18 protein-coding genes are annotated in these 16,742 nt (G+C 69.0%); 2 read left to right on the plus strand and 16 right to left on the minus strand.

What is annotated here, in order from left to right; all coding sequences use genetic code 11:
* Nucleotides 1-34: 34 nt before the first annotated feature.
* From traW to C1704_RS17735, 16 genes are all read right to left on the minus strand, one after another.
* The gene (gene traW / locus C1704_RS06545; protein ID WP_245876400.1) at nucleotides 35-730 is read right to left on the minus strand and encodes a type-F conjugative transfer system protein TraW; all 696 of its coding nucleotides are present in this window, start codon (nucleotides 728-730) and stop codon (nucleotides 35-37) included.
* Nucleotides 706-1,116, minus strand: coding sequence for a hypothetical protein (locus C1704_RS06550; protein WP_211286871.1), 411 nt, complete (start codon nucleotides 1,114-1,116; stop codon nucleotides 706-708). The genes traW and C1704_RS06550 overlap by 25 nt, the downstream gene beginning before the upstream one ends.
* Before the next feature lie 9 nt (nucleotides 1,117-1,125).
* Complete coding sequence (traF, locus tag C1704_RS06555; protein WP_104301926.1) at nucleotides 1,126-1,668, minus strand: conjugative transfer signal peptidase TraF; 543 nt, start codon at nucleotides 1,666-1,668, stop codon at nucleotides 1,126-1,128.
* Entirely contained in the window at nucleotides 1,665-2,111 is a 447-nt protein-coding gene (locus C1704_RS06560; protein WP_245876401.1) for a hypothetical protein, read from the minus strand. Before C1704_RS06560 ends, traF begins: the two co-directional genes overlap by 4 nt.
* A 16-nt stretch (nucleotides 2,112-2,127) precedes the next feature.
* Nucleotides 2,128-4,728, minus strand: a complete 2,601-nt coding sequence (gene traC, locus C1704_RS06565) for a type IV secretion system protein TraC (protein ID WP_104301927.1) — start codon at nucleotides 4,726-4,728, stop codon at nucleotides 2,128-2,130.
* A gap of 39 nt (nucleotides 4,729-4,767) precedes the next feature.
* Nucleotides 4,768-5,490 (minus strand): type IV conjugative transfer system lipoprotein TraV, encoded by a 723-nt coding sequence (gene traV, locus C1704_RS06570; protein ID WP_170064640.1) that lies wholly within the window; start codon nucleotides 5,488-5,490, stop codon nucleotides 4,768-4,770.
* Nucleotides 5,487-6,407, minus strand: coding sequence for a DsbC family protein (locus tag C1704_RS06575; RefSeq protein WP_104301928.1), 921 nt, complete (start codon nucleotides 6,405-6,407; stop codon nucleotides 5,487-5,489). The genes traV and C1704_RS06575 overlap by 4 nt, the downstream gene beginning before the upstream one ends.
* Nucleotides 6,394-7,839: a TraB/TrbI/VirB10 family type IV secretion system protein gene (locus tag C1704_RS06580; RefSeq protein ID WP_104301929.1), complete on the minus strand. Its 1,446-nt coding sequence runs from the start codon at nucleotides 7,837-7,839 to the stop codon at nucleotides 6,394-6,396. Before C1704_RS06580 ends, C1704_RS06575 begins: the two co-directional genes overlap by 14 nt.
* The gene (locus tag C1704_RS06585; protein WP_104301930.1) at nucleotides 7,839-8,774 is read right to left on the minus strand and encodes a type-F conjugative transfer system secretin TraK; all 936 of its coding nucleotides are present in this window, start codon (nucleotides 8,772-8,774) and stop codon (nucleotides 7,839-7,841) included. Before C1704_RS06585 ends, C1704_RS06580 begins: the two co-directional genes overlap by 1 nt.
* Nucleotides 8,761-9,327 (minus strand): type IV conjugative transfer system protein TraE, encoded by a 567-nt coding sequence (gene traE, locus C1704_RS06590; RefSeq protein WP_054022762.1) that lies wholly within the window; start codon nucleotides 9,325-9,327, stop codon nucleotides 8,761-8,763. Before traE ends, C1704_RS06585 begins: the two co-directional genes overlap by 14 nt.
* Before the next feature lie 91 nt (nucleotides 9,328-9,418).
* Nucleotides 9,419-9,718: a type IV conjugative transfer system protein TraL gene (gene traL, locus C1704_RS06595; RefSeq protein ID WP_054022761.1), complete on the minus strand. Its 300-nt coding sequence runs from the start codon at nucleotides 9,716-9,718 to the stop codon at nucleotides 9,419-9,421.
* 31 nt (nucleotides 9,719-9,749) lie between these two features.
* Nucleotides 9,750-10,166 carry a hypothetical protein gene (locus C1704_RS17730; RefSeq protein WP_245876402.1) on the minus strand — a complete coding sequence of 139 codons (417 nt, stop codon included), beginning with the start codon at nucleotides 10,164-10,166 and terminating at the stop codon, nucleotides 9,750-9,752.
* A gap of 151 nt (nucleotides 10,167-10,317) precedes the next feature.
* Complete coding sequence (locus tag C1704_RS06605; protein ID WP_082368717.1) at nucleotides 10,318-11,088, minus strand: OmpA family protein; 771 nt, start codon at nucleotides 11,086-11,088, stop codon at nucleotides 10,318-10,320.
* Nucleotides 11,085-11,630, minus strand: coding sequence for a lytic transglycosylase domain-containing protein (locus tag C1704_RS06610; protein WP_054022759.1), 546 nt, complete (start codon nucleotides 11,628-11,630; stop codon nucleotides 11,085-11,087). Before C1704_RS06610 ends, C1704_RS06605 begins: the two co-directional genes overlap by 4 nt.
* 272 nt (nucleotides 11,631-11,902) lie before the next feature.
* Nucleotides 11,903-12,418 (minus strand): hypothetical protein, encoded by a 516-nt coding sequence (locus C1704_RS06615; protein ID WP_054022758.1) that lies wholly within the window; start codon nucleotides 12,416-12,418, stop codon nucleotides 11,903-11,905.
* A 301-nt stretch (nucleotides 12,419-12,719) separates the two neighbouring features.
* Nucleotides 12,720-12,998, minus strand: a complete 279-nt coding sequence (locus C1704_RS17735; protein ID WP_245876403.1) for a hypothetical protein — start codon at nucleotides 12,996-12,998, stop codon at nucleotides 12,720-12,722.
* On the opposite strand from C1704_RS17735, the gene C1704_RS06620 reads away from it, so the two are divergent.
* Nucleotides 12,888-15,884 (plus strand): helicase-related protein, encoded by a 2,997-nt coding sequence (locus C1704_RS06620; protein WP_419186784.1) that lies wholly within the window; start codon nucleotides 12,888-12,890, stop codon nucleotides 15,882-15,884. The two genes, C1704_RS17735 and C1704_RS06620, sit on opposite strands and share 111 nt — an antisense overlap.
* Nucleotides 15,885-15,892: 8 nt before the next feature.
* Nucleotides 15,893-16,657: a DUF4391 domain-containing protein gene (locus C1704_RS06625; protein WP_104301931.1), complete on the plus strand. Its 765-nt coding sequence runs from the start codon at nucleotides 15,893-15,895 to the stop codon at nucleotides 16,655-16,657.
* The last annotated feature ends 85 nt before the right edge of the window (nucleotides 16,658-16,742 follow it).

The raw sequence follows: 16,742 nt of genomic DNA on the forward strand, positions 1-16,742 counted from the left end.
GCGGCAAGCCAGCGGATCAGGGAGGGCAGGGTGGTCATTGCACGAGCACCTCGTCGACGCGCAGGCGCAGGCCTTCCTGCGAGACCAGGGCGGGCACCTGCCTGATGCCGAAGCGGCGGGTCAGCGTCCCCTGCTGGTCGTAGTACACCGGCACGCGCCAGGCCTTCATCAGGTCCAGGTACGAGCCACCGGTCAGGATGGGCTTGACCTTGCCGTCGTAGCGCGAGATCAGCTCGCGCGCCCGAGCCACCTGTCGCGCGTCACGGGCATCGAAAAACAGCAGCCGCTTGGACAGCGACACCACCTCCAGCGGGTTCTTGCGCGTCCCGGCCGGGAACAGCAGCCGGCCCTGCGCATCGACGATGTTGCGGTCGAGCGTAAAGGTGGGATCGATGGTCCAGGACCGTGCAGTCTCGGTGCCTCGTACGCCCTCGACCGGGGCGGGCTGGCGCACGGCTGCCACACCGCGGTTGCGGGCCTCGTCAATCAGCCGCTGCAGCTCACCCGTGCGTTCCTTGTCGCGCAGGCGCTGCTGGATGAACTCCAGCAGGTGGGGCTCGGCAATGCCGTAGGTCGGGCCGATCGTCCCCAGGTCCACGGCATGGGTGGCCGTGCTCAGGATCATGGCGACGACCACCAGCAGCGACCGAATGACGCGCGCCGGCGCGCGCGCGCAGCCAGCCTGAGGCAGTGGCATCTCGAACTTCACCTGGCCGCCTTCCGGGTGCATGCGACCTGCTCGGCCAGCCGTGTCAGCCCTGGCCCGTCCTGGAGGTGGCTGGCCCGGATCATCGCCATCAGCAGCGGATCGCCGTCCCCTTCCGCCATCGCCTGTCGCAACTCGCGGCTCGAAAGACTCCGGCGGCACCGGCGGTCGTGGGCCTGGAGATAGGCCTGCGCCCCTTGGTGCGCCGCCGGGGAGATCTGCTGGAGCAGCGCAAGGTAGTCGGCCATCGGCACGTCGCCCGTGACAGCCGGCTCGGACGATGTCTGCGCCAGCGCCGGCAAGGCCACAGCAAACGCGGTCAGGGCGACACGGGAAGCCAGCGAGGCCAGGGAGGTCAGCTGGACCGGGTGAAGGCGCACCGGCCAAGGCAGCGTCAGGTCGGAATCCATGGCAGCCCCTCAGAACAGCGGCACCACGGTGCCCAGCACCTGCTCGGCCCGCACGAGCCCGCTGCTGCGGTAGCGCGAGTCGAACGAGTCCGGGCCGGTGCCCTGCACGTAGTAGTGGCCCGGCGGGATCACCGTCGGCGCGATCGGCTCCAGCGGCCGCCGGTCGAAGGCCTGGGCCTTGGCCGTGCCGACGACGATACCGTTGACCGACACCGTGCGGTCGGACACCGTCACCACGTCGCCCGGCAGGCCGCGCACGACCTTGAAGAACGGCTGTCCATCCAGTCCGGGGTACGCGGTTCGCGCCTCGCCCGCAAACGAGAAGATGACGAACTCGCCGCGCTGCAGCGGATGCTCTCCGTGTTGCAGCCAGGCCACCCGGTACGGCAGGCTGCCCGTCCAGTTGAAGAGGACCGGCACGCGCGGCGTCGGGTCGATGAAGAGCCGCGTGTAGGCGAAGGCCCAGATCGCGAAGACGGGCAGGTAGAGGTACCAGCGTCGCCGCATGTGCGTCGCAAAGTCGATGGCCTGGGTGCGAAGGCTGCGCTTCATCGGGCCTCCTCGGGGTCGTTCCTGTGGGGGGTCTGGGGATGGCCCAGCTTCTGCTGCAGCAGTGCCGTCAGATCGACGGTCCGCGGTGTCGGGCCGGCCACGGCGCTCTTCAGCACCACCAGACAGGCACAGTCGCGGGGCAGTTCCTCCAGCGCCGCCGGCAGCCGCTGCGAGAAGCTCCGGGCCAGCGCGAACGCCTTCTCGCGGTCGGCATCGGTGGTGGCACGGGTCAGGAGCTGGGTGAACTCGGCCTCCTTCTGCCGGTACACCTCGCCGACATCGACCACGCCGACGCGCTGGGCCGGGCGCACCACCACGCGGTCGTAGGCGGCCAACGTGCCCAGCACGATCAGCAGCGCGAACGCCGCATGCAGGAGGATGGGCACCATGCCCACAGGCCCGGAAACGGGTTGGCGAGGGCTGGCGCTGGCGTCGACGTCCATGGGAGCCCTGCGAAAGTCACACCGCGTGCCCGCGCCGCCGCAGCAACTCGGTGATCGCGTCGTCGATGCTCAGGCCCTGCGCCCGCAGCTCGTCGATCGGGGCGTTGTCCTCCAGCTTGTTGGAGAACAGCAGGTGGGTCGCCGGGTCGAGGATGTTGCGCGCCACGCCTTCGCCCACCGGCGAGGAGATGTAGACCTCCGAGAACACGCCGGGCTCCGTGCGCAGCGAGTTGAGCAGCCGCTTCTTGGGCTCGTCCATCGACAGCCGCCCCTTGCGGTCGAGCATCTCGATCGACTCGGGCTTCTGCCGCAGCAGGAATACCCAGTCCGAGCAGTTGAAGGCCGCCTCCATCTGGGCCGATCCGTAGTAGTCGTCGGCACTCTGAGTGGCCGTGCCGAGCGATCCGCCGTACTTGCGGGCGCGACGCGCGGCTTCCTCGACCACGGCCGCCTTCACGGGGTCGTCGGCGCCGATGTCGCCCAACTGCTGCTTGAGCTCGTCGATGAAGAGCACCTTGCGCCGGTTGCGCGTGAGGTACATCTCGCCGGTGATCTGGTGCAGCAGCAGGATGTTGACGACGGCATGCAGGTCGGGCCGGCGCTTCAGCTCCTCGTTCTCGATGACGACGAAGTCGTTGCCGAAGTCGATGTTGTTGCGCCCCTCGAAGAAGCGCTCGTACTGGCCGCCGCGGGCGTAGGGGTTCAGCATCACGGCCAGGTCGCGGATGCGCGGGTCCTCGCGCACGCCCAGCTCCTCGATGGTGCCGGCCTTGAAGGCGTCGCGCAGCGCGGTCACCGTGAGCGCGTTGCCGTGCTCGCGGAACAGCTTGATGACCATCGCCGAGATGGCCTTGTACTGGACCTCGTCCAGCGGCCGGGACATCGAGGCCATCTTGGAGATGGCGGGCACCAGCATGTCGATGTCCTCGTTGATGTCGACGATGTGCGTGAAGGGGTTGAGGCAGATGTCGACGTCGGGCCGGAATTCGATGTACGTGCCCTTGGCCTTGCGGCACAGCTTCTCGAACGACCGGCCGAGGTCGAGCATCCAGACCTTGGCGTCAATGGCCCGGTAGGACCAGGCCATCTCGTTCATCAGCACCGACTTGCCGGACCCGGGCGCGCCGATGATCGCGAAGTTGTAGTTGCCCAGGTCGTTGTCGAAGATGTCCAGCGTCATCAGCTGGCCGCGCCGGCCACCGAAGACCAGGGCCGGCGTGCGCGTGCCGCGCCACTCGGCGATCAGCGGCGCCAGGTGGATGGCATTGGCCATCGTCTTGCGCGAGACGCGGCGCATCTTGGCCAGGTCCTTGTGGAAGGCCTCCGAAAGCGTCATCGGCAGGCTGGCCAGCAGCGCCTGCCGGTGCATGTAGACATCGGCGTTGAGCTGGAAGCCCCGGCCGCGCCAGATCGCGTTGGCGGTCTCCTGGGCGGACACGGCCTTCTCGGGCGGCGAGAAGATCGCCAGCTGGTGGTACAGGCTCACCAGGCTGCTGCCCACGTCGATGGCGTTGGCCGCTGCGGTCCAGTCCTGCAGCTTCTTGCCCACGTCAGGCATCACCTCGGCCATCTTGCTGCGGGCGTTCTGGGTCGCGCGCACGTGATTGGCGGTGACCACGGACTTCATGACGTTGGGGTCGAGCACGTGCACGCCCATGGTCAGCAGGAACGGGGCGCTGTACTGCAGCGCCGGCTGCATCAGGTCGCCGATCAGCGAGCCCATCTGCCACAGCGCGAACCGCTCGGGGAAGGACTTGATCGAGTAGAAGCGTGCTTCCAGCGATCCCTGGTGACCTTCCTTCCAGAGGGTCAGGCCGGCCGGGTGCGGGTCCTGGATGGTGTCGAAGTCGACGATCTGGTCGCGGATCTCGCGGCCGTCGTCGTAGTGGAGGTTGGGGGCGTCGGTCTGGGAAACCCGGTCCGGGTTGGTGAAGAGCGCACACCAGTTGATCAGGTCCGCGGCGTCGCAGACACGGCTGGGCAGCGACGCCGAGCGCAGCGTGGACGCCATGGATTCGCGCAGCGCGACCAGCTCGTCGCGCCGGGTCAGGTCGCCGGCCTGTTCCACGCCGCCGGGCACCGACACGCTCATCATCAGCCGGAAGTCGCGGATCGTGTAGTGGAAGCCGGTGGTCAGCGACTGCTGCGCACCGTGCAGCAGGTGCCCCACACGCTGCCGAGCAAGGCGGTGAAACAGGTTGTCGTTGCGCGCCGGGCGGCCCCAGTGCTTGGCCTTGTCGGCCTGGTCGGCATCCTCGACGCGCAGGTTGGCATAGCGGCGCAGCTGCTCGCGGACGTGCGGCGAGGCAAACAGGTGGAACTGGATCCCGGTGGCTGGCGGGCAGGTCGAGTACAGCGAGATCAGCACCTCGGCCATGCGGTCGTCGGCACCCGACTGCGGCATCAGCTCGAGCATGAAGCCCAGGCTGTCGCGGTTGACGAAGAGCTTCTCGTCGGCGAGGTAGGCCGAGTACGGCAGCCAGGACGCGAACTGCTCGGCGGGCGTGTCCGGAGGCGAGCCCAGGCCCAGCCAGCCCAGGCTGCCTTGGCCGGGGCGGCTGCCGCCAGGAGAGGCGGCGGATCGGGACGAAGCGGTCGGGGCGAACGGAGTTGGCATGGAGCGTGCCTCGCAGGGAATACCGGATGAGGAGCCAGGTCAGTCGTTGGGTTCGTTGCCACGCGGATCGACAGGCATCTGCGGCCGGCCCGCCGGAGGCGTCAGGCCGGGCAGGGACAGCGAACCACTTGGTTGATCTGTCCGACCGGACTGGTTCGATGTCCTGGGGTCGCGCGATTCGGTGGCGCCGCCGGCAGAACGTGCGATTGCGGGCGGCGGAGGCCGCAACGGTGCGTAGGCATCGCGGATCTGCCGCTGCGCGTGCTCGACGAGCCACTGGCCGTCGTCGACCCGGACGTAGACATAGCCCTGGTCGTGGAGGTCGCGATCGGCGTCCTCCCAGGGCTTGAACCACAGTCGCAGGATGCGGGCCGACGACCGGAGCGGCATGGCCGTGGGCGAGGGCGGCGTCGATGGCGAGACGGCGATGCGGGAGGCCGACGCGCCTGCAGCGCCCGCCGCGGCTGCGCCCGCGATGCCCTCCGTCGCGCGCGGGGCTTGCGGCATGCCTGGGTTGGCACCGGCCGTTCGCCGCTGACTTGGCAGGTTGTTCTGCACAGCATTGGCGTAGGTGCCGGAGACGGAGTCGCAGGTGACGCCGTCCGGGGCCTTGCAGGCATAGCTGGAGCTGCCGCTGAGACCGCTCATGCTCATGCAGCCGCTCAGCATCCAGGCCAGCAGCACCGGCGCCGCGGCCAGTCCGGTGGCTGGGGCAGCACGCGATGTCGGAGCCGCGGGGAACTCGACGGCGGACTGCTTCATGGCTTGCCCCCCGCCACCTGCGACACCTGCTGGAGGCGAGCGAGCAGCACGGTCCGGTCGACGTAGCCGTCGGTTCGGGTTCCGTCCGCCCAGACCAGGGTGGGCGTGCCCTGGACGGCGAGGCGTTGCGCGAGCGCGAGGTTGCGATCGAGCGGGTTGTCGCACTCCGGGGCACGCGGGGCTGGCGGGTCGCCCGCCGGCCTGAGCAGCGAGGTGTCGCCCTGCAGCATGAACTGGTGCCAGGCCTTCTCGCGGTCCGCCGCGCACCAGATCGAGACCGGGCGCGCGCGGCCCTGGAAGGGCACCAGGAAGGTGTAGATCGTCACGTCGTCCAGGCCGGCCAGCTCGGGCTCGAGCCGGCGGCAGAACGAGCAACCCGGGTCGCTGAAGACGGCGATGCGACGGTGCTCGTTGCCGCCGCTGCCTCGCACGGTCTTGATCGCGTCCGCCAGCGGCAGCTGGTCGAAGGCAATGAGGGAGTCGGGAGCCGGCATCCTGTCGGCCTGCGCCGAAGGAACGCCCGCACCGGGCGCCCGGCCGGCCTGCGCAGCGATGGTGGCCGCGCGAGCCAGTCTGGGGCCGGTGAGGTCCTGCATGGTCTGGGTGTCGAAGACCCGGCCGAAGATGAAGTAGCGCGGATTCCGCGGCGACACGTAGGCCACGTTGCTGTTCATCCAGACCTCGTAGAGGCCGGCCACGGGCGAGCGCTGCACCTGCGTGAACTGGGTGCCGGGGTGCGCCTTGCGCAGCGCGGCCAGCAGCCGAGCCTCATCGGAGGCCGTGGCGCCGGCGTGGCCTGCGGAAAGGGCCGTCAGACCGGCCACGAGCCAGGCCGCCTGCCACCGGTGCCGGCCGGGAACATGCGGGGCGGGGGAGGTAAAGGCGAAGCCTGGTGAGGGCTTGTCAGTCGTTGGCATCGTCGGAGACCTCCGGGTTGCTCGGGCGGACTGCAAGGGGCGCGGCGGCAGCGGCGCTCATCGGCACGTCGATGCGGACGCCCTTGGTGATGACGACATCGATCTCGCGGCCGGCGTCGACCTCGATCACAGGGAAGGTGTTCTCGGCCAGCTTGATGTAGTACTGGGCGAGCCGGTCGAGGGCGCGGCCGACACCCGTGCCGAGCCCGGCCCGGTAGGCATCGGCGCCCGAGGCGCTGGTGATCGTTCCCAGCGGCGAGGTGCTGACGTTGGTGGACGAGGTGGCCAGGCCCTGGCCGATGCCGCTGACCACGCCGGCCAGCAGGGCGTTGGCCAGCATCTGGCCCTGCTTGGTGACCAGCCGCCCGCGCATGCCGACCTTGCCGTCCTCGCCGTAGACGCTGCCCTGGATCTTCACTTCCAGGGTCGCGCCGTCGGCGCGGACACACGAGAGGTTCTCGGTGCGGAGGTAGGCCCGTTCGGAGCTGATGTCGCCATAGCCAGCCGCGATGACGAAGCACTCGCGGTACTCGCCACGGAAGCGGTTGGGTAGCACCGCGTTGTCCGACAGGCGGATCAGCACAGGGTGTGGGTTGGACTGCGCCTGTCCGCCGGTGGGTGCGTCCAGTCCGCCGAGCAGCGTGCCGCGCGTGAAGCTCACCGGCAGCCAGGTCGACACCGTCCGAGGCTCGGCCGCCGGTGTGCCGGCACGCTCCGAAGCGCTGCCGCTCGAGCCGGGGTTGCCTTGCATGCTGCGATCGACCAGCGTGACGCGGCTGATGGCTGGCGCCGCCGGTGCTGGGTCGGCCGTCGGCAGCCCCGGCATGCCCGCTGGCAACTGTCGGCCGGCCATGCCCGGGCCGTAGGTCGAAGGGAGCGGCAGGCTGGCCGCCGGCGGCAGCCCGGTCGGCGTCGTGCCGGCCGAGACCGACGGCAAGGCGGGTGGGAGTGGTGCAGGCACGGGCGGAACCGGGGCTGCAGCAGGCGCCGGAGCAGCGGCGCCCTGGGCCGCCTGCGTCGCCGAGGTCAGGCGCTGTTCCAGTTCCGCGAATCGCTGCATCGTGCGGGCCTCGAAGGCCTGGCGGTCGCGGTTGAGCCGGGTCTGCTCCTCGCGCTCGCTCTCGTACTGGGCGAGCTTGCTGCCTGCGGTGCCGACCCACTGGTCCACCGGGTTGACCTGCTGGCCCGGCGGCATGACGCCGATGTTGGTGACCGGCCCTGGCGCGCCGGCGGCGGGCTTGCGCGCACCGGATGACGAGCCGGTGTCCGTGGACGCGAAGATCAGCCACAGCAGGCCCACGCCGGCGGCCACGATCACACCCAGCAGCGCGAACTGGCGCTGGCGCGGCGTCATCCGCTCGGCCAGTTGCGCGCCGAGGCGGGTGGCCGACTGGCGAAGGGCGGCTGCGGAGGGGGGCAGGGGCGACACCATCACTGGCCTCCGCGGCGGATGACGAAGACGTTGGTGGTCTCGCCCGGACGCAGGTTGTGGTGCTCAACAGCCACAGCCAGCACCTGCCCACCCGACGGGCTGTCGGGTCGGTCGAACTCCTGCTCCGCCAGCACCATCAAGGCCTGGCTCACGTTCTGCAGCAGGTACTTCTCACCCACCAGACCCCGGCCCTCGTAGCGCCGCATCAGCGAGAACCTGGCTTCCGCCCAGAGCTGGATGGGCTGGTTGAGCTCGTCCATACGGATGTCGGGCGGCACGCGGTCGGACGCCATCGCCAGGAGCAGCGTCTTCATCCCCCGGATGTGGTTGGGGGCGGTGCCCAGCGGTGTCTGCGAGCCCGCGGCGCTGGTCGGGGACTGCATCGCCTGCAGTGCCCGTTGGCCGGGGTCGCGGATGACGATGGTGTCGGCCGGGGTGTCTGCCTTGCGCAGCACCAGCGTGTAGGTGGCGTGCGCCGACGAGATGAACAGGTTGACCGGCTTGGGCGAGTCGCCGACCGGGCGGATGTAGATCTCGCCCTTGTCGCGGTCGCACTCCAGCACGATCTCCCCCGCGGGGTTCACGGCCGGCAATGCGGCAGCGGGCGGTGCGCCGTTGCTGCCGCTGGAAGACGGCGCAGCACCACCGCAATTGCTGGAATGGATGTTGCCGAACACGTCCGTGATCGCGGCGCCGTCGATGCGGATGCGTGTGGGCTCCTTGATCGACAGCACGGCCTCGACGGCCACGCCGTCGCGGGCGTCCAGCACCTGCAGCGCGGTTGCCGGCGCTGCGGCTGCGAGCAGGCATGTCACGGCCGTCCATGCGGCGACCGGGCGGAACCAGCGGGGTGTCTGGGAACCTGGCGCCATCGTCACCGTCGCTGCCGGTGCAGCGAGGCGACGGCGCAGCGGCCGGGAGTCACGGCGCGGCATGGGTCACCTCCTTGAAGGTCTTCAGGTGCATCCGGCCGCCGCTGTACGCGAAGCCCACCTCGTAGGCCTTGGCGTCGTTGGCCGTTTCCAGGCCGTTGACCAGCGTGCGCAGCCGGCCGCGGACGACGACGGTCTGTGTGTCCTCGCTGGGCACCAGCTGCTGCGGCATGAAGAAGGTGCTGGCGTTGATGCGCTTCAGCCGCGCCGCCTCCAGCTCCTGGCGGGTCTTGAGCTCGCCGTGCTGGTCGGGCTCGACATAGCCGAGCAGGATGTCCTTCTTCCAGTCGATGGAGGCCGGCGTCACGTCCAGCACCAGCCAGGCGATGAAGGCGCCCATCTGCTCGAGGTACTCGCCGCTGGCCTTGTCGCGCGAGACCCAGAAGGACTTGTTGATGGACGGCGGCACGACAACGGTGCGCACCGTGCCCAGCAGGTTGAGGATCACCACCAAGGCCAGCACATGGGCGGCGGCCAGCAGGCCCACGGTGAGCGCCAGGCCGCGGTTGCGGCGGCGCATCTCCTTGATGTCCCCGTTCAGGCGTTCGAAGTCCATGTCAGTCCCGCCCGGCCGTCCGAAGGGACTGAGCAGCCCCTCGGGGGCTGCGAACGAAGTGAGCTTGGGGCTTCATCTCTTGGCCTTGGGGTCAACCGACCATGCGCCGGATGTGCGACGGCGGCGTGGCGCGCATCGCCGTCAGCGGGCTGGTGGGCAGGTGCCAGTACAGCCAGTGCACCGCGAAGGCCGGGTGCTTGTCGGCCTTGATGCGGGCGATGGCGCGCGAGGTGAGGGCGCCGGCGGCCAGGCACAGCGCGAAGGAGAACTTCGAGCCGGACATGTAGCCCATGAACAGCCCGAAGAGCAGGGGCGCGGCGACGTCGACGTCCCAGAAGCCGATCTTCCACTGGTCGTCCAGGCGGCGCGGGATGTAGGTGTCGGCGTGCATGCGGGCCTCCTGCTCGTCGGCTGCGCGCGCGTCAGATCACCGCACCCATGATCGCGCCCGCGATCACGAGGCCGACCGCGGCGAAGATGGCCAGCCCGACATAGAACAGCACCGGGCCGAAGTTGCGCAGTGCGGCCAGCGAGATCAGTGCGACCACGAAGCCGACGAAGCCGACCAGGGCCTTGATGCCGGGACCCAGGCTCGCGATCTGCGTCAGCGCCGAGGTGAGCGGGCCGGTGATGCCGGTGAAGGCGACCAGGTCGAGGGCGTAGCCGGGAAAGGCGACGCACAGGCCGAGCGCCATCAGCACGAAGAGCGAGACCGGCGACAGCAGGCGCTTCGAGCGGCGGTTGCCGGCGAAGTGGGCCGTACCGGGGTCGTCGGCGCCGTCGGTTGTCAGGGAGCCCGTGGCACGGGCGGGATGCACAGAGGCGAGAGCGGTGTTCATGGGAGTCCTCCGAGGGTTCAGTGCTGGGAGACGAAGGTGGATGGCGGTGGCGGTCGGGTCGGGTGCGGGTGATCGGCGGGTCGGTGAGAGGGTTCAGGTAAGTGCGGGCAGGGCCGGGTGTGCAGATGAGGGACGAGCGACTGAGGGCGCACTACAGATCGGTGGGAACACGTTCGAAAGCGATCTCGACCCGCCGGTTGCGCGCACGGCCCTCTGGGGTGTCGTTCTCCGTGGCGTAGCAGCAGACGCCGCGCCCATCGACCTTCACCTCCGCGCCAGCCAGGTGCGGGTGGCGCGCCCGCAGGTACTGCGCGACCGCAGCAGCGCGCCGGCGGGCCAACAGGTCGTTCGCAGCCGTAGGTCCGACGTTGTCGGTGCGGCCCCGGATATCGACGCGCCGGATGCCGTCGCCCGTGGCCGCGGCATCGATCAAGGCACGGGCGGCGGCCGTGAGCACCGCGCTCCCGAACGGAAAGCCCACGGCGATCTCGGACACCAGCGGTTCGCCCGCGTCCTCGGGCCCGATCGCGGTTCGGTGCGCAGTTGGCAGCTTTGCCTGGGGTCCGGCGATCACCAAGGTCTCACCGGGGCTCAGCGACTGTGCAATGACTGCATCCGAGCGCGGGGTGGGATCGGCTCGCGCTTCAGCCGTTGCTGCGCGCGCTGGATCGACGGCCAGCGTCTTCGGCGTGACGGCGGGGCAGGCGGGCGGTGCGCACGTGGCGAACCGAGCCTGGCGGCCGTGGTCCAGCTGGGCGATCGACAGCCCAGCTGCGGCGCGCGCCGAAGTGGGGGGCGGTTGAGCGGCCTCTGGCCGCGAAGGGAGGGCGCCAGTTCGGGGTGCGCTGCACGACGACGCGGCGCCAATGGCCGTCACCGCGAGCACAGGCGCGGCCAAGAGCCGAAGCGCACGTCGCGTCATGGCGCCACCCTCGCAGCCAGGAGGATGGGCGCCGGTTGCGCCGCCTGCACAGACCGCTGTGAAGTCGCCGCAACGGGACGTGCAGCCGCGCCGCTGGCGGAAGGCAGCCGGCGGTAGACCTTCCAGGCGTAGCTGGAACGCGCCGCCGTGCAGGCCTCGCCCTTGAGCTGGCTGCAGGCGGCGTTGTAGGCGCCGACGGCGTTCCAGGAGGCACCGTGCCGAGCGAACGCGTCGGCCAGTAGCCACGCGCCGACGTGGATGTTCGTGCAAGGGTCGTAGAGCTGTGCCTCGCTGATGCCATGCCGCGCCAGCTTGGGAAGGTGGGAGCTGTTGATCTGCATGAGCCCGATGTCGTAGGAGCCCGTGCGCTGCAGATGCGATCGGTTGACGGCGCGTGGGTCGAGGTTGGACTCGACACGCGCCACAGCGACCAGCAGGTGGGGCGACAGCCCGAAGCGCTGCGCCGCCTGCTCCCAGCAGGCCTGGGCCTGCAACGGCGCCCAGCCGGTGGCGAGCGCTGCCAGCAGCCAGGGTCCAGGCATCGGCCTGATCGGCGACCGTCGCGCGGGGAACAACAGCGGCACCTGCATGGATCGACCCGTGACGTATTGGTGGACAGGGCGACGCCGTTCCAGTCGGCCAGGCCTGGCCGACTGCAGGGCGTCGAGCGACGGGTGAGGCCCGGCGAAGCGGCCAGGGTCGGAAGCGGGTGTGGAGCGGGTATGGAGCGGGTATCGAGAGCGGGTCTACGGGGAGGCGACCTGCGGCGCGTGAGGTGCGAAACCCCTGCACCACCGCGCCGTCACCTTTCGCCTCATCCGGGGCGGAATGGGCGCCCGCGCGCGGCTCGGTCGGCCATGTTCAGCCGGGCCTGGCGCAGCACCAGCGCGTCGGCGCCCTCGTGCTGGCGGCACAGGGCCACGCAGGCCGTGGTCAGCTGGTCGAGCTGGAACTTGGGGTTGGGGTGGCGGTTGGCCGGCGAGCGCTGCACGGCCAGCAGCAGCTCGTACTGCGGGCGCCACATCGACTCGCGGCGCCTGGGCGTCAGCGGCGGGCGCAGCACCAACTGCGTGCCCAGGAAATCGAAGATCCGCGCTGGCGCGTCATCGTGCAGGAAGACCAGCGACACGCAGGCGCTGATGAGGTCCGGGAAGCGGAAGGTCGGCGAGACGTTGCCCTCGCTGCGCAGCACCGTGAACAGCCAGTCGTGCTCCTCGAGCCAGAGCCGGGTCTCGATGGTCTCCGGGTGTTCGCTGTCGTGGGTGCCGGAGCCGGCCTGGCCAGCCTGGGTGGCGACGTCGCAGCGGGCAGCGGGCAATGCAGAGTACATGGCGCGGTCCTCGTTCGGTGGCTTCAGGATCTGAAGGCCGTGCTCTGTCGAGCGCGTGACCGAAAGGGTAGGAGCCGGCTGCCGCCGCGGCGCCGCGGAATGGCGCGTTTGCGAGGGGGGTTTCGACGCCGAGCCGACCCTTGTGTCCGAGGTCTGATGTTCTGGGGTCTCCGTTCAAGTTGGGTAGAGTGGCGCAGAGGGAGATTTGAAACCAATGCGGCTGGTTCAAAACGCAGGCACCGACCGAGTTCTCGACCTGATCCTGGCCCACGCGGCGCGCGGCGTGTCGCTTGACTTGATGTCAGGCACCGCGTCGTTGTTTGCCTTCGAAGCGCTTCAGTCCCAGGCGACCCAGCTTGGGAGTGGCAGGTGCATCTTTCCGGGCGCGGGCGCCGATCTGGCACTCGTCGGAGGCGAGGCGGATCGACCGGCGCGCAACCGCCTGCAGACCGCCTTTCTGGCTCGACAAATGGCCGACTGGCTGCGTTCCGTGGCCGAGGTGCGCGCTGCGGCCGGCCAGATTCCCCAAGGCCTCGCGGTCATTCGCGACGCAGCCGGAGAGCCCGTTCAAGCGGTCCACGGGTCGTTCGGCCTGTCCACAGACGGTCTCGGTTTGACCCCAGGCAATCCGCTGTCCTTCATTCAGGCGTCGGAGTCGCCCGCTGAGAGCCAAATGCTCGCGCAGTGGTTCGATGCGCAGTGGGCGGCGCTGGGCGCACGCGCTGAGGCCAAGGCGCGCTTGCTCGCCGAACTCGAAGGGCTCGCCAGCCCGCGTGACCCGGCGAGCGTGTACGCGGCCGTGCTGTTTCACCTCCTGCAGCGTGACGGGCAGGAGTTGGACGAAGACCGGATCGTCAAGGCCGCCACCGGCATTCGCAACACGGTGGTCTGGAAGAAGCTCTACAAGTTCCAGCGCGACGGCGTCGTGGGCGCGATCGACAAGTTGGACCGTTTCGGCGGCTGCATCATTGCCGACAGCGTGGGCCTGGGTAAGACATTCGAAGCACTGGCGATCATCAAGTACCACGAGCTTCGAAATGACCGTGTCCTGGTGCTGGCGCCCAAGCGCCTGCGCGACAACTGGACGCTGTACAAGGCCAATGATCAGCGCAACGTCCTGGCGTCTGACCGGTTCAACTACGACGTCCTGAACCACACCGACCTGTCCCGCGAGGGCGGGCTATCGGGTGACATCGACCTCAGCCACGTGAACTGGGGCAACTACGACCTGGTGGTCATCGACGAGTCGCACAACTTCCGGAACAAGAAGTCGCCCAAGCAGGGCAATGAGACCCGCTACGACCGCTTGATGCGCCGAATCATCCGCGAGGGTGTCAAGACCCGCGTGCTGATGCTGTCGGCCACCCCCGTCAACAACCGGCTGGCCGACCTCCGCAACCAGATTGCCTTCGTCACGGAGGGTGACGACACGGCGCTCTTCGACCACGGCATTGCCAGCATCGACAGCACCACCCGCCGGGCGCAAAAGGCCTTCAACCGATGGCTCGAGTTACCGGAGGATGAGAAGACCCCGTCGCTGCTGGTGGACATGCTCGGCTTCGACTACTTCACGCTGCTGGACCACCTGACGATCGCCCGCTCGCGGCGCCACATTGAGAAGTACTACGGCACTGAAGAGACGGGCCGGTTTCCCAGCCGGTTGCCCCCGGTGAACATCAAGGCCGATGTCGACCGTGCGGGCGAGTTCCGGCCGATCAAGGAGATCAACCTCGAGATCCGGCGGTTGAAGCTCGCAAGCTATGCGCCGCTGCGGTACGTGAAGGAAGGGCGGCTTGCCGCCTACGACCAGAAGTACAGCACGGCCATCCGCGGTGGCGAGAGCATCTTCCGCCAAGTCGACCGGGAAGAGAGCCTGATCCACCTGATGCGGGTGAACCTGCTCAAGCGCATGGAGAGCTCGGTCTATTCCTTCGCGCTGACGGTCGGCCGGCAGTTGAAGGACGTGGACGCCACGCTGGCGCGCTTGGCGGCCTACAAGGCGGGAACTGAAGGTGAGGCCAGCGAGTTCGAGGAACTCGACATCGCAGACGTCGATGTCGACGATCCGCTGTTCGAACCGCTGCTGGTCGGCCGCAAGGTCAAGGTGTTGCTGGGCGACCTGGACCTGGCCCGCTGGCGCCAGGATCTCACCGAGGATCGCAACCGGCTCGCCACGCTGCACGCTGCAGCGCGCCAGGTGGACGCAGGCCGCGACGACAAGTTGCTGAAGCTGCGAGAACTCATCGCCGAGAAGGTTCGCAATCCGATCAACGCCGGCAATCGCAAGCTGATCATCTTCACCGCGTTTGCCGATACGGCCGTATACCTCTACGAGCACTTGGCTGGCTGGGCGCGCGACCAGCTGGGCGTGGATGGCGCGCTCGTCACGGGTTCCGGCGGCAACCAGACCACGCTGCCCGGTCTTCGGCGCGACCTCGGCAGCATCCTCACGGCGTTTTCGCCGAGATCGAAGGAGCGGCCGGCGAGCCTGGCCGACGAGGGCGAGATCGACCTGTTGATCGCCACCGACTGCATCAGCGAGGGGCAGAACCTGCAGGACTGCGACTGGCTCGTCAACTACGACATCCACTGGAACCCGGTGCGCATCATCCAGCGCTTCGGCCGCATCGACCGCATCGGTTCGCCCAACACCAGCATCCAGCTGGTGAACTTCTGGCCGAACATGGAGTTGGAGGAGTACATCAACCTCGAGCAGCGCGTCAGCGGGCGCATGGTGTTGCTCGACGTCTCGGCCACCGGCGAAGAGAACCTGATCGAGCAGCAGTCCGGCGACCCGATGAATGACCTGGAGTACCGGCGCAAGCAACTGCTGAAGCTGCAGGACGCGGTGATCGACCTGGAGGATCTCTCCAGCGGCGTGTCCATCACCGACCTGACCTTGACGGATTTCCGCATCGACCTGGCGCGCTACTTGAAGGCGCACCCTGGGAAGCTGGAGTCGATGCCCCTGGGCGCCAGTGCCGTGGTGACGACGACCGAGGCGGACCTTCCGCCAGGCATCCTCTTCTGCCTGCGGGCAGAGGGGCAAGCGGCCGAGCGAGCTGTCGACCCAGGCTATCCGCTGGCGCCGGTTTACCTGGTGCACGTGTCCGAAGGCGGCAACGTACTGCTGCCCTACACCCAGGCCAAGCACGCGCTGGATCGCTTCAAGCGGCTGTGCATGGGCCGGGAACTGCCTGACGCGCTAGCCGTGGCGCGTTATGGCAAGCAAACTCGGCAGGGCGCCGACATGCGACAAGCTCAAGGGCTGCTCGCTGCAGCCGTGTCGTCGGTGGCCGGCAAGAGTGCGGAGCGCGCGGTGGCCAGCCTGTTCGACCCAGCCGGTACACACGCCTTGAAGGGTGAGTTCGCCGGCATGAACGACTTCGAAGTGCTGGCCTACCTCGTGGTTTTGCCGGGCACGGAGGCTCCCGCCGATCATGCGGGCTCCGCTGGAACGGCCTGACGGGCGGCATGACGGTCGACCAACTGCTTCAGGCGCTGGCGCTGCCCGACTCCACCCGGGTGCAGCAGCGGGTGCCCAAGAAGCTGTTGGTCGAACATGGCGCCGCCACGGCGCAAGACAAGCGGCTCATCCAGGATGGCATCGACGAGATCACCTGGCTGGCGTCGCTGAAGCCTCACCTCATCGGGGTACCCGAGCACGAAGACGAGCACCGTCACTACCGCGAGGCCGCGGTTCTGAGCCTCTCGCTCCGCCCTGGTACGCGGCCTGCACGGTTGGTGGAACTGCTGCATCGCGCCGTGCCGCATCCGGTACTGCTGGCCACCACGGTGGATGACAGCCTAGGCCTGTCGGTGGCCCACCTGCGCCGGTCGCAGACGGAAGCGGAGCAAGTGGTCCTGGATGGCCCCCTGATGTCGGTGCAAGTGCCGCCGGAAGGTGGAGGCGCTGCCTTCAGGACCGCACTGGCGCTCGCCAACCAACCCCGTACCGACCTGTTTGCCCTTGTTCAGGGATGGATGGACACCATCGCCGCCCTTGACGCAGCGCAGGAGACGGGGTCCTTCGTGCCCAGCACCAGCCGGGCGCAGGCCGAGGCCAGGCATGCTGCGCTGCAGCAATTTCGTGGCCTGCGGGCGCAAGCCGCCGAGCTGCGCGCCCGGGCGATGAAGGAGCGCCAGCTGGCCCGCCAGGTGGCGCTGAACGAGGAACTGCGCAGCATCAGCGCGCTGATGGAGTCGCTGCGCCAGAAGCTGATGGTCGGCGGCGGATGAATCGGCAGCGGCGAGCGCGCGGGTGAGCCGCCGTGGGCTGCGATGATGTGAGCTTTGCGGGTCCTCATCGGTGGGCCCCTGCAAC

Source organism: Caldimonas caldifontis, assembly GCF_002930615.1.
Taxonomy (GTDB): Bacteria; Pseudomonadota; Gammaproteobacteria; order Burkholderiales; family Burkholderiaceae_C; genus Caldimonas; species Caldimonas caldifontis.